Origin of the sequence: Micromonospora saelicesensis, from assembly GCF_900091575.1 — a bacterium.
GTDB classification, from domain to species: domain Bacteria; phylum Actinomycetota; class Actinomycetes; order Mycobacteriales; family Micromonosporaceae; genus Micromonospora; species Micromonospora saelicesensis.
Window position 1 is genome coordinate 520,952 of record NZ_FMCR01000004.1, and the last position, 12,520, is coordinate 533,471.

Below are 12,520 nucleotides of genomic sequence, written 5' to 3' on the forward strand. Positions count from 1 at the left end.
CAGCGCCGAGGCACCTCCCGGAGGTGCGCCCTCGGCTGGGATACCGTCTCTGCTTGGGGAGGGGTTGCCAACCTCGGGTAGAGGGGGTGGACGCGGTGGCCGGTCCGAAGGCTCGCACGAACCGCGCCGCAGCCCTGCACCGTCGGGCGGCGGCCGTCGCGACCGCGGCTGCCGGGATCCTGGACGAGACGCGGCCGGCTCCGGCCGATCAGCGCCGCCAGTACGAGGTGGCCGACCGGTTACGGACGGCTGCGGCCCTGCTGGCGCCGGGCTGGTCGGGCGCGGCACTGGACTCGCTCACCGTGGACTCGCCAGCGGGTGATGGTCCGCCGCCGTTCGTTCGGGTCGGCACTGCGGCGCCGTTGGACGACGCTCGTTTCCCCGCGTTGGTGCCACTTGTCGGCACCGGTCACCTCAGCGTGGACGCTGACGCGCGGGAGCCGCGGGTTGCGGGGTTGCTCAGGGCCGTACTTTTGCGGTTGTTGGGTGCGGCACCGGCGGGTGCCCTGCTGGTGCGCGCGGTGGATGCCACCGGAGCGGTGCTGACGCCGTTCGGGGCACTCGGGGATGCTGGCCTGTTGCCGCCGCCGGCGGTGGACGTGGCGGGTCTGCGTGCGGTGCTGACCGAGGCGGAGCAGTGGGTGACGCCGGGGGCGAGTGGGCGACGCCGTCACGATCGGACGCTGTTGCTGGTGGTGGCCGCGCTGCCGGAGTCGACCGGCCCGACCGATCTGGCGCGCATCGAGACGTTGGCCGAGCAGGGGCCGGCCGCTGGGCTGCACCTGGTGGTGGCCGGTTGGCCGCCCGCCGACCCGTACTCGGCCCGGGCACCGCTGCCGCACACCACTTCGCTGGTGCTGCGGAATGCGTACGCGCTGCTCGGCGATCCGCCGCGGGCGTCGTTCGCCGGACCGGGCGCCGACCCGCCGGGTGGTCTGAACTCGCCGGTCTTCGTTGAGTCGGACCCGCCGGCCGAGCTGGTCGACGCGGTCTGTCGGCGGCTCGCCGAGCAGGTGGAGGCGGGTTCCCGGTTGGCGTTGGGTGCTCTGCTGCCGCCGACGGGCGAGCGACTGTGGGAGTCGGACTCGGCCGAGGGGCTGACCACTACCGTCGGCGATGCCGGGGGCCGGTCGGTGCCGCTGGGCTTCACCGAGTTGACCCCACATTGGCTGGTGAGTGGCCGGTCCGCAGCCGGCCGGGCGGCGTTCCTGACCACCGCGCTGCTCGGCCTGGCCGCCCGGTACGGCCCGGACGACCTGGCGTTCTACCTGGCGGATCTCGGCGACGGCGAGTCCTTCGTGGAGTTTTTGCAGACCGAGCGGGACCGGTCGTGGGTTCCGCAGGTGCGCGCGGCCGCGATGGCCGCCGACCGGGAGTACGTCCGGGATCTGCTGGACGAGTTGACGGCCGAGGTCCAGCGCCGTACGGAGGCGGGCGCTCGGGCCGGGGGGCAACGCTTCACGGAGCTGCGTCAGCACCAGCCGCTGCCGCGGATCGTCTGTGTGGTGGACAATGTGCCGCTGCTCTTCGCCGAGCGGGATCGGCTGGCCGCCGAGGTGGCCGCCCAGTTGGACGGGCTCGCCCGGGCGGGTCGGGCGTACGGCGTGCACCTGGTCCTGGCGGGCGCGGGCGAGTTGGGGCTGAGTGCGCGCGCGGATGCTGGTCATCGGGATTCGGTGCTCGGGCAGTTTCCGGTACGGGTGGCGCTGCCGGGTGGCAGTCCGGTGTTGGAGCCGACGAACGACTCGGCGGCCGGTCTGCCGGTGGGCAGCGCGGTGGTGAACACGGCCGGCGGGCTCGGCGGTCCGCGGGGTGCGATCCGGGGTCACGAACGGTTGATCCGTCACCCGGACCCGCAGGATCATCCGGAGGTCGTGGAGAAGCTGCGGCACGAGTTGTGGGCGGCCCGTCCGGCCGGGTCGGTGCCGCCGGTGGTTTTCGCGGGTTACGCCCGCCCGCTGCTGGGCAACGATCCGCGCCATCGGGCGGCCCTGGCGGGACAGTCACACGGACCGGCCGCTCTGCTGGGCCGGGCGGTGGACGTGGCCCGCTCGACGGTCGCTGTGCCGCTGGGTCCGGCGGCCGGGCGCAACCTCGCGGTGTTGGGGTCGGGCACCGCGGCGGGCGGGCTGTTGGCGACGGCGGCGCGGAGCACGTCGGCTCACCACGCACCGGGCAGTGCCCGCTTCCTGGTGGCGGCACCGAATCCGGGCGCCCGGGCCCTGGCGGAGGCGTTGACGGCCGATCTGGCGACCCGGCATTCGGCCAGGTTGGTGGATCTGCCGACGCTGCTCGCGGACGCGGCCGACGACCTGCCGACGTACCTGGTGGTCTTCGGGCTGGACCGACCAGGTCCTCGGGAGTTGCCGGTGGACCGGCTGCGGTCGCTCCTACGGGACGGGCCGCCGGCGGGGCGGCATCTGCTGGGCTGGTGGCGTGCGGTGCCGCCGTTCGCCGCGTTGTTCGAGCCGGCGGGCGAGGTCGACAAGCTGGCGGCGGTGGCCGTGCTGGACGTGCCGGTCGCGCAGCTCACCGCAGTCTTTGGTCGGCCGGTCGAGTGGCAGGTGCGCCCCGACCGGGCGGTGCTCTGGGACGGCCCGGACGAGCGGGGCATCGTTCTGGTGCCGTTCGCCGACGAGGCCGGCTGATCGGGTGGCGCGCGTGGAGGGTGTCGAGGTGGATCCGATCGCGACGGTGACCGGGCCGGGGCGGCAGCGGGCAGCTGCGGCGACCGGGGACGCCGCGCCGCGGGCGGTCGAGCCCAGCACGGCCTGGACGGAGTATCTTGCGGCCGCCCGCCAGCTGGACGCGGTACGCCGGGGCGCGGCTGCCGCCGCTGGTGAGCAGGCCCGGTCGGCGGAGGCCGCCCGGGAGGAGTTGACTGTGGTCCGTACCGGCCTGGCGAGTCAGCAGGAACGGCTGCGCGAGTTGGGCGTACCGGCGATCTCTCTGGTGCCGTCGCCGCCGGAGCTGACCGAGGCGGCCCGGTCGATGGCAGGTGGCCCGGCGGCCGTGTTGGCGGCGCTGCGGGCCGCGCGTGGTTGGGCCGAGGGGGCGGAAGCGGCGCTGGCCGCGCGCCGCCGGTTCCGGCCGGGGTCCTGGCCCGCGCGGGCGCGCAACCTCCTGGTGTACGGGCCGTTCGCGCTGCTGGTGCCGCTGGTCCAGGTCGTGGTTCTGGCGGCGACCGGGGTGGGACCGGCCACCGTGGCGGCGTTGATCTGCGGTCTGCCGATGCCGGCGGTCGCGTTCGTCGCCGGCTGGATCGGCATTGGCCGGTTGTTCCGGGTCAGCCCCACCGAGCGGCTGGACCGTACTGTGCGTTTCGGCGCGTTGGTGTGCCTGGTGCCGGCGGTGCTGGTCACGGCCGGCCTGCTGTTGGCGCTGCTCGCTGGCTGACCCACCCAACCGGAACAACGCGGGGCGGGTGAGGGAAACGCAACGGCCGGCCGTCCCGGATGGGTGTCGGCCGGCCGTGGTGCGTCGGGGTGTCAGCGGGGGATGATCAGCGCCATCGCCTCGGCCCGCGACTTGGAGTCCGACTGCAGGATTCCGCGTACGGCCGACGTGATGGTCTTGGCACCGGACTTCTGGATGCCGCGCATCGCCATGCACATGTGTTCACATTCGAGCACGACGACGACGCCGCGTGGTGCGAGCTTGCTCATCAGCAGGTCGGCGACCTGCGACGTGAGCCGCTCCTGCACCTGCGGCCGGCGGGCGAAGACCTCGACGAGTCGGGCCAGCTTGGACAGGCCGGTGATCCGCCCGTCGGGGCCCGGGATGTAGCCGATGTGCGCGCTGCCCCGGAAGGGCAGCAGGTGGTGCTCACAGAGGCTCATCACGTCGATGTCCCGGACGATGACCAGCTCTTCGTGGTTGGCCTCGAAGGTGGTGCTGAGCACCTGGGCCGGGTCGACCCGCAGGCCGGCGAAGAGTTCGGCGTACGCACGGGCGACCCGGGCCGGGGTCTGCTGGAGTCCGTCGCGGTCCGGGTCCTCGCCGACCGCGATCAGGATCTCGCGGACGGCCTTCTCGATCCGGCCGAGGTCGACCGCGTCCTCGACGGGGCGGCCGGTCAGCTTGCCGCTGATCAGCCGCGCGGCCACGTAGTCCAGCTCGTCGTCGCCGTCGGGTTCGGTCGCGGAGACGGCCAGCTCCCGGTGTGGGGAGCTGGCCGTCGGGTCGTTGCTCAGTGCGTGCCGTCCGAGTTGTTGGACGGCGCGCCGCCGCCGACAGACGCCTGCGCGCCGTCGGCCTCGGCCTGCGCCTTGAGCTTGTCCTTCTCCGCAGGGGTGAGCACGGGCGGCTCGGTGGAGGGCTGACGCTTGCCGAAGCCGTTGTACGGCGCCAGCGGCGGGCGCTTGACCACCCGGGAGCAGATCCGCGCCATGTCGGCAGTGGAGAGGGTCTCCTTCTCCATCAGCTCGAGCACGATGTTGTCCAGGACGTCCCGGTATTCCACCAGGATCTCCCAGGCCTCGTCGTGCGCCAGCTCGACCAGTGCCCGCATCTCGCCGTCGATCTCCGCGGCGACCGAGTCCGAGTAGTCCCGCTCGTGGCCCATGTTGCGGCCGAGGAACGGCTCGTCCCCGCTGGTGCCGTACTTGATCGCGCCGAGCTTGGAGCTCATGCCGTACTGAGTGATCATCGCGCGGGCCAGTTGGGTGGCCTTCTCGATGTCGTTGCCGGCGCCGGTGGTCGGCTCGTGGAAGACCAGTTCCTCCGCGGCGCGACCACCCAGCGCGTACGCCAGGGTGTCGATCATTTCGGCGCGGGTCTGGGTGTACTTGTCTTCGGTGGGGAGCACCAGGGTGTGGCCCAGCGAGCGACCACGGGACAGGATCGTCACCTTGTGCACCGGCGCGGCGTGCGGCAGCGCCCAGGCGACCAGCGCGTGGCCACCCTCGTGGTACGCGGTGATCTTCTTTTCGTTGTCGCTCATCACCCGGGTGCGCCGCTGCGGACCGGCGACCACCCGGTCGATCGACTCTTCCAGCGAGTCGTTGGAGATCGCCCGCTGCTCCTTACGAGCGGTGAGCAGGGCCGACTCGTTGATCACATTGGCGAGGTCGGCGCCGCTGAAGCCTGGCGTGCGACGGGCCACCGCGTCGAGGTCGACGTCGGGCGTGAACGGCTTGCCCTTGGCGTGCACCCGCAGGATGGCCTTGCGGCCCTCCATGTCGGGGGCGTCCACCGGGATCTGCCGGTCGAACCGGCCCGGGCGCAGCAGCGCCGGGTCGAGGATGTCCGGCCGGTTGGTGGCCGCGATCAGGATGACCCCGCCCTTGGTGTCGAAGCCGTCCATCTCGACGAGCAGCTGGTTGAGCGTCTGCTCCCGCTCGTCGTGGCCGCCGCCCATGCCGGCGCCACGGTGCCGGCCGACGGCGTCGATCTCGTCGACGAAGACGATCGCCGGGGCGTTCGTCTTGGCCTGCTCGAACAGGTCACGGACCCGGCTGGCGCCGACGCCGACGAACATCTCCACGAAGTCGGAACCGGAGATGGAGTAGAAGGGCACTCCGGCCTCGCCGGCGACCGCGCGGGCCAGCAGCGTCTTGCCGGTGCCGGGCGGGCCGAACAGCAGCACGCCCTTCGGGATCTTGGCACCCAGGGCCTGGTACTTGGCCGGGTTCTGCAGGAAGTCCTTGATCTCGTACAGCTCTTCGACGGCCTCCTCGGCACCCGCGACGTCCGCGAAGGTCGTCTTCGGAGTGTCCTTGGTGATCATCTTGGCCTTGGACTTGCCGAAGTTGAGCACCCGGGAGCCGCCGCCCTGCATCTGCGACATGAAGAACAGCAGCAGGAGCACGAGCAGCGCGATCGGCAGCAGGTTGACCAGCAGGCTCACCCAGATGCTGTCCGAGGAGACCTTGGCGTCGGCCGGGCCGGTGACCCGGTTGTTCGCCTTGGCGTCCAGCACCTCGTTCCAGATCTGGTCGCCAGCCTGGTACGGGAACTGGGCCTCGATCTTGTTGGTCTCGGTCTTACCGAACTTGGTCTTCTGGGCCAGGTCCAGCTGGAGCGTCTGCTCCTTGTCCTGGAAGACCACCTTGTTGATCTTGGCGGTGTGCAGTTGATCGAGCGCAACGGAAGTGTCCACGCGGTGGTAGCTGGGACCACTGGTGAACAGCTGACTGAGCACAACGGCGCCGAGGATGACCAGGATGATCCAGACCACCGGTCGGCGGAAGAAACGCGTACGTTCCATACTGTTGTCGAGCGCCGGGGCGCCCGCATCCTCCTGATCGACGTCCTGACCGTCTGATGGTGTCGCCGCGTTGAGCGGCGGCCGGAGCCGCCGTGCGGGCCGGCCTCGACCCCGAGGCGCGAAAACTACCGCGCCGCGGTCATTCGACGGTACACCGTGTACGCGAGGAGTGAGCTTGCGAGCCCCGCAGTCGTGCACCATCAAAAGACCGTGTACGCCAGCAGCGAACCTGCGAGCCCCCGCACTCTGCGCGCCTTCGACATCGACGACACGCACCGTGGGCAGGCCCACCAGCCCCGCAGCCAACGTACGGCGAGTCCGGGTGGAAGCCGGCGTGGCGGGGAGTCCGGCTCGGCCACCCGAGCGCCCGGTCACGCGATCGAGAGGGTCGAGCGCGGAGAAACCTCCGGGCCACCGTGCTACACGGTAACCGCATCAGCTGAGAGCGCGCTGAACGTCGGCTTGATGGATGCCGATGCAAGTGGGGCTCATGTCGACCGGCGGGCCGCCGCGACGGGTCGGGCCCGGCGTCAGGAGCGTGCGTAGACCTCGGGCTTGAGCACCCCGACGTACGGCAACTCCCGGTAGCGCTCGGCGAAGTCGAGACCGTACCCGACCACGAACTCGGTGGGGATGTCGAAGCCGACGTACTTCACCGGGACGGGCACCTTCACCGCGTCCGGCTTGCGGAACAGGGCGACCACCTCGACGCTGGCCGCCGAGCGCGACTCGAGGTAGCGCAGCAACCAGGAGAGCGTGAGCCCGGAGTCGACGATGTCCTCGACGACGATCACGTGCCGACCGGCGATGTCCCGGTCCAGATCCTTGAGGATGCGGACCACCCCGGAGGAGGTGGTGCCCTGGCCGTAGGACGAGATGGCCATGAAGTCGAGCTCCGCCGGCGGGCCGTTGCGGCCCAGCGCCCGGGCGAAGTCCGCCATGAACATCACCGCGCCTTTGAGTACGCACACCAGCAGCAGTCCGTCGCCCACGTGGGAGTAGTCGGCGGAGACCTGCTTGGCCAGCTCCGCCGTCTTCTCGCGGATCTGCGCCTCGGAGATGATCACGTGGTCGATGTCGGCGTCGTACCAGGAGCCGTCAGCCATGACTCCTAGCCTGCCGTACGTCGGATGGCCTCCGTCGGCGGGGCCGCACCTTTTGGCGCGGTCCCGCCGAGGATTTTCTGCGCAAATAACGCTAATCACATCAGTTGGTGCGTGACCGCCAGCGGCGGCCATCATCGCTCGGCTTCCAGTCGGCCGAATCGTGGCTGTCGGCGGTGAGGCCGGCCGCCGAGGCGGCGGCGAGGAGGACGAGGAACAGGAGGATGAACAGGAACTCCATGGCGGCGCTCGCTTTCGCATGATTGCTGTGGGTTTCGCCGCCGGTGCGCACCGGACTGAGACCAGTCTGCGACCTCACGAATCAACCGGACAGTGGCAGGAATGCCATTGGTCATCGATTTACTGCCACCTGTCGGGTTACCCTCGTCACATGCTGCGGTCCGTTGCCGTCCTCGCCCTCGACCAGGTCGCTCCCTTCGAGCTCGGCGTGCTCGCCGAGGTGTTCGGCACCGACCGGACAGCCGACGGTTTCCCCGCCTACCGCTTCCAGGTGTGCAGCCCCGACGGCGCTCCCGTGCGTACCTCGTCCGGCTTCCACCTCACCCCACACGCCGACCTCGGCCCGGTCGACGAGGCCGACCTGGTGGCCATCCCCGCGCACAGCCAGGGCACCACCGTCCCCGCCCCGGTGCTCGACGCGCTCCGCCGCGCGGACGCCCGCGGCGCGCACCTGTTCAGCGTCTGCTCCGGAGCCTTCCTGCTCGGCGAGGCCGGGCTGCTCGACGACCGCGAGTGCACTACCCACTGGCGGTACGTGGACGAGCTGCAACGCCGGCACCCGCGCGCCCGGGTGCGGTGCAACTCGCTGTACGTCCAGGACGGCCGGTTGCTCACCAGCGCCGGCACGGCGGCCGGCATCGACGCGTGCCTGCACCTGATCCGCCAGGAGCACGGCTCGGCCACCGCGACCCGGCTGGCCCGGCGGATGGTGGTCCCGCCGCACCGCGACGGCGGTCAGTCCCAGTACGTCGAGGCGCCCATCCCGAAGGCGCCCGAGGCACCCACCCTCGAACCGGTGCTGGAGTGGCTGATGGGCCACCTGGACCGGACTATCACCGTGGAGGAGTTAGCGGCCCGCGCCGGCATGGCGCCCCGCACGTTCGCCCGCCGGTTCCGCGCCGAGACCGGCACCACCCCGCACGACTGGCTCACCAGCCAGCGGGTGCTGCTCGCCCGGCGGCTGCTGGAGGAGACCCCGTTGAGCGTGGAGGCGGTGGCCGACCAGTCCGGCTTCGGCGACGCGGCCGCGTTGCGTCACCACTTCAGTCGCCGGGTCGGTGCCACCCCGCACACCTACCGGACCACCTTCCGGGACCGGGCGCACAGCGGCTGAGACCGACCGGGCAGGTCAGGTGGGGCGTACCGATGCCAGCCGGCCGTCGCGGCGGAGCACCCGGACACCGCCGGGCAGGTCGGCCGGGCCCTGACCGTGCCAATCGGTGACCAGGGCGTCCAGGGCGGCGACGTGCCGGTGCGACAGGGCACCGGGCAGCGCGCCCAGCTCGCGGGCCCAGGAGTGCAGCACCCGGCCGCGTACGGCGGGAACCAGACCGATCAGCGCCGGCACGGACAGCCCTCCATCGGGGCACCGGGCCGCCGCCAGCGCCGTCCCCGCCAACTCGTCGAGCGCGGCGTTGTCGGCGGCCACCAGCCGGGCGGTCCGCGCCAGGTTGTCCACCACGCCCGGCCCGAGCGCCCGCACCAGCGCCGGCAGCAGGTCGCCCCGCACCCTCGACCGGGCGTACGACGGGTCGCTGTTGTGCGGGTCCTGCCAGGGGCTCAGGCCGAGGACGGCGCAGGCGGCGCGCGTCTGCTCCCGACCGATCTCCAGCAGCGGGCGCAGCAGTGGCACCCCGCCCAGATCGCGCCGGGCGGGCATCCCGGCCAGCCCTCGTGGGCCGGCGCCCCGGGCGAGCGCGAGGAGCACCGTCTCCGCCTGGTCGTCACGGGTGTGCCCGGTGAGCACCGCGACGGCGTTCTGCTGCCGGGCCGCCTCGGTCAGCGCCTGGTAGCGGGCCTCGCGGGCGGCCGCCTCCGGCCCACCGGGACGCCCGGCCACTTCCACCCGGACCACAGTCGCCGACGCGAACCCGACCTCTCGCCCCCAGGTGGCCACCGCCTCGGCGCGCTCCGCGGAGCCGTCCTGCAAGCCGTGGTCGACGGTGACGAGCGCCGCGGCGCGGCCCAGCCGCGGCGCCACGAAGACGGTTGCCGCCGCGAGCGCGAGCGAGTCGGCACCACCGGAGCAGGCGACCAGCACCGGACCGCCGGACGGCAGACCGGTCAGGGCGCGGCGGACCGCCACCCGGATCGCGGCCACCGGCGGAGCGAGCGCGGCCACCGGCGGGTGGTCAGCCAGCGGCCGGGATGGTGCCGGCCGGGCCGTGCACCCGGGCGACCCAGGCGTCCGGGTCACCCAACTCCGACAGTCGAGGCAGGGTCAGTGGCGAATTGAAGATCGAATTGAACCCGTCCATGCCGACGCGTTCCACCACCCCGTGCACGAACTTGCGCCCCTCGGCGTACTGGCGCATCTTGACGTCCACCCCGAGCAGCCGGCGGATCGCCTTCTCCAGCGGGTTGCCCGCCTCCCGGCGTCGGTTGAACGACGCCCGGATCCGCTCCACGCTCGGGATCACCTGCGGGCCGACGCCGTCCATCACGAACTCGGCGTGCCCCTCCAGCAGGGTCATCAACGCGGTGAGCCGGTCCAGTACGGCCCGCTGTGCCGGGGTCTGCACGATGTCCAGCACGCTGGTGCGGCTCTCCGGATCACGGACCGCGTCGGACAACGTGGCCACCCCGCGCCGCAACCGCTCGACCAGGTGCTCACTTCCGCTGGACGAGGCGTCGACGAACGCCTGCACCTCGCTGAGGAAATAGGCCCGCATCCACGGCACGGCCGTGAACTGGGTGCGGTGGGTGACCTCGTGCAGACACACCCAGAGCCGGAAATCCCGAGGGTCGGCGCCGAGCTTGCGCTCCACCTCGACGATGTTCGGTGCGACCAGCAGCAGCTGGCCCGGGTCAGCCGAGAAGACCTCGTACTGGCCGAGCACCCGGCCGGAGAGGTAGGCCAGCACGGTGCCGGCCTGCACCCCGGTCAGCCGGGACCCGATCGCCTCGGTCAGCGCGCCCGGTTGCTTGTCGCCGGAGAGCCGACTCACCAGCGGAGTGATCACCTCGCGGAGACCGGCGATGTTTGTCGCGGCCCAGTCGCGGCGATCGACCACCCGGACCGGCGGATGCGACACCTGCGCCCGCAACCCCGTGTAGTCGGCCACGTGCCCGGCCGCCTCGTCGGTCAGCCGACGCAGGTCGCCGACCACGTCGGTGGCTTCCGCGTACGACACGCGGGGGCCAGACTTGCTCAACGCCCCCGCGGTGGCGGCGGCCAGATCCCAGTCCACGAACTGCGCCATGAGCCCACCGTACCCGCGCCGCGACACCCCGGCCCGGGCTCGCGCCCTCGATCGACGCCGATGGCGACCGCGTCGCCCCCTGAACCGGCGACGGTCAGCCGCAGCCGCAACCGGCCAGCGCGGCGGCGATCCGGTCCAGTGCCGGCTGGGCGGTGTCCCGGTCACCCGGCACCTTGTCGGTGAGCACCGCGAAGGTCAACAGCCGACCATCGGCGGTGGTGACCAGGCCCGCGATGGAGTGCACGCCGGTCAGGGTGCCGGTCTTGGCCCGGACGCTGCCCGCGCCCGCGGCGGTGCCCGCGGTGTTGCGGTAGCGCTCGTTCAGGGTCCCGGACCAACCGCCCACCGGCAGACCACCGAAGACGCCGGCCAGCTCCGGATGGTCCGGACTGGCGGCCAGGCGGATCAGATCGGTCAGCAGCGACGGGCTGATCCGGTTGAGCCTGGACAGGCCGCTGCCGTCGGAGACGCTGATCTCGTCGGCGGGCAGGCCGAGCTCCGCCACCTCCGCGTCCATGGCGGCGGCGCCGCCGTCGAACGAGGCGGGCTGACCGCGGGCCAACGCGACCTGCCGGGCGAGCGCCTCGGCCACCAGGTTGTCGCTCTCGCTGATCATGACGTCGACCAGCCGGATCAGCGGCGGAGACTGCACCACGCCCAGTTCGGTACCCGGTGCCGGGCTGGCACCGGCCGCCGCCTGAGGCGGGGCCGCGCCCCGCTTCACCGCATCGGTCGGCACCCCGAGCAACCGGGCGAACGCCTTGCCGGCGGCCAGGTCCGGCTCGGCGAACCGCTGGGCGGACCCGTGCTCGACGCCCGGGTCGGTACGCGCGCCGTCGGTCATCAACGCGGTCACCGCGCCGCCCGAACCGCCGGTGGGGATGTCGTCGTCCCAGCCGGGGCCGTAGACCGGGCCGGAGTAGACCGAGCCGTCGACGGTGACACTGGTCGGGGGCGTGCCGCCGAGCGCGGTACGCACCTGGGCGGCCAGGTCGTCGAGGCGCGCCGCACCCGGGTAGTAACCCTTCTTGTTGATCGCGAGGGTCGGGTCGCCGCCCCCGACGATCACCACCTCGCCGGCCTTCGCGCCGGCCACCGCACGAGTGGGAATCCGGTAGCCGGGCCCCCGGGCCGCCAGCACGGTCACCGCGGTCGCCAGCTTCGTCACCGATGCGGGCACGGTGCCGTCGTCCGCCCCCTTGGCGAACAGCGTCTGACCGGTGATCACGTCGGCGACCGAGACGTTCACCCGGTCGCCCAGGGTGGCGACGCCGACCAGTGGGTCGAGCGCGGCCCGAACCCCGTCCGGGGTGGGCACCGGGGCGTTCGAATCCGGGCCACCCAGCACGTCCGACGGGGCGGGTTCCGGAGTCGCGCCGACCGCGTTCGGCCCGGACCCGGCGTCGTCGCCCAGCCACCCGGCGACCGGGCCGGGACGGGTGATCACGACTCCGACGCTGGCGAGCACCAGCAGGAGCACGGCGGCCAGCGCCACCGGCAGCCGCCTCCGGCGGCTCGGCGCGGCGGGTACGGGCGCGGGCGCGGCGTCGGCGGGTGCCGGCAACGCGGAGATCGGCGGGCCCAACGGGGGAACCCCGCCGGGGGCGGTCGGCCCGGGACCGAACGACGGGCTGACCGGCGCAGGGCTGACCGGGACCGTGGCACTGCCGCGTGGCGGGCCGCTCACCGGTTGCTCACCGCCGGCTGCCGGAAAGTGGCCGGCGTTCGGAGCGGGCGACGCCGGCCCGGCCGGTGGGCGCCAGGGC

General features: G+C 72.6%; 10 protein-coding genes. 3 read left to right on the plus strand and 7 right to left on the minus strand.

Going from position 1 to position 12,520, the window contains the following annotated elements; genetic code table 11:
- The first annotated feature begins 86 nt into the window (after nt 1-86).
- Nucleotides 87-2,648 (plus strand): FtsK/SpoIIIE domain-containing protein, encoded by a 2,562-nt coding sequence (locus GA0070561_RS20630; RefSeq protein WP_091403262.1) that lies wholly within the window; start codon nt 87-89, stop codon nt 2,646-2,648.
- Between the two features lie 46 nt (nt 2,649-2,694).
- A complete protein-coding gene (locus tag GA0070561_RS20635; RefSeq protein ID WP_244166359.1) occupies nt 2,695-3,396 on the plus strand; it encodes a hypothetical protein in 702 nt (233 codons plus the stop codon).
- Nucleotides 3,397-3,488: 92 nt separating this feature from the next.
- On the opposite strand, the gene folE is transcribed toward GA0070561_RS20635, so the two are convergent.
- From folE to GA0070561_RS33650, 4 genes are all read right to left on the minus strand, one after another.
- Complete coding sequence (gene folE, locus GA0070561_RS20640) at nt 3,489-4,154, minus strand: GTP cyclohydrolase I FolE (protein ID WP_091403265.1); 666 nt, start codon at nt 4,152-4,154, stop codon at nt 3,489-3,491.
- 35 nt (nt 4,155-4,189) lie between these two features.
- Nucleotides 4,190-6,208 (minus strand): ATP-dependent zinc metalloprotease FtsH, encoded by a 2,019-nt coding sequence (gene ftsH / locus GA0070561_RS20645; protein WP_091403269.1) that lies wholly within the window; start codon nt 6,206-6,208, stop codon nt 4,190-4,192.
- Between the two features lie 530 nt (nt 6,209-6,738).
- Nucleotides 6,739-7,314, minus strand: a complete 576-nt coding sequence (gene hpt, locus GA0070561_RS20650) for a hypoxanthine phosphoribosyltransferase (protein ID WP_091403272.1) — start codon at nt 7,312-7,314, stop codon at nt 6,739-6,741.
- 100 nt (nt 7,315-7,414) lie between these two features.
- Nucleotides 7,415-7,552 (minus strand): hypothetical protein, encoded by a 138-nt coding sequence (locus tag GA0070561_RS33650; protein WP_167362448.1) that lies wholly within the window; start codon nt 7,550-7,552, stop codon nt 7,415-7,417.
- A 150-nt stretch (nt 7,553-7,702) separates the two neighbouring features.
- Here GA0070561_RS33650 and GA0070561_RS20655 point away from each other — a divergent pair, with 150 nt between their 5' ends.
- Entirely contained in the window at nt 7,703-8,665 is a 963-nt protein-coding gene (locus GA0070561_RS20655) for a GlxA family transcriptional regulator (RefSeq protein ID WP_091403274.1), read from the plus strand.
- A 15-nt stretch (nt 8,666-8,680) separates the two neighbouring features.
- On the opposite strand, the gene tilS is transcribed toward GA0070561_RS20655, so the two are convergent.
- From tilS to dacB, 3 genes are all read right to left on the minus strand, one after another.
- Nucleotides 8,681-9,673: a tRNA lysidine(34) synthetase TilS gene (tilS, locus tag GA0070561_RS20660; RefSeq protein ID WP_091403617.1), complete on the minus strand. Its 993-nt coding sequence runs from the start codon at nt 9,671-9,673 to the stop codon at nt 8,681-8,683.
- Between the two features lie 10 nt (nt 9,674-9,683).
- The gene (locus GA0070561_RS20665; RefSeq protein WP_091403614.1) at nt 9,684-10,754 is read right to left on the minus strand and encodes a zinc-dependent metalloprotease; all 1,071 of its coding nucleotides are present in this window, start codon (nt 10,752-10,754) and stop codon (nt 9,684-9,686) included.
- A gap of 94 nt (nt 10,755-10,848) precedes the next feature.
- Nucleotides 10,849-12,318, minus strand: coding sequence for a D-alanyl-D-alanine carboxypeptidase/D-alanyl-D-alanine endopeptidase (gene dacB, locus GA0070561_RS20670; protein WP_208603816.1), 1,470 nt, complete (start codon nt 12,316-12,318; stop codon nt 10,849-10,851).
- Nucleotides 12,319-12,520 lie beyond the last annotated feature (202 nt).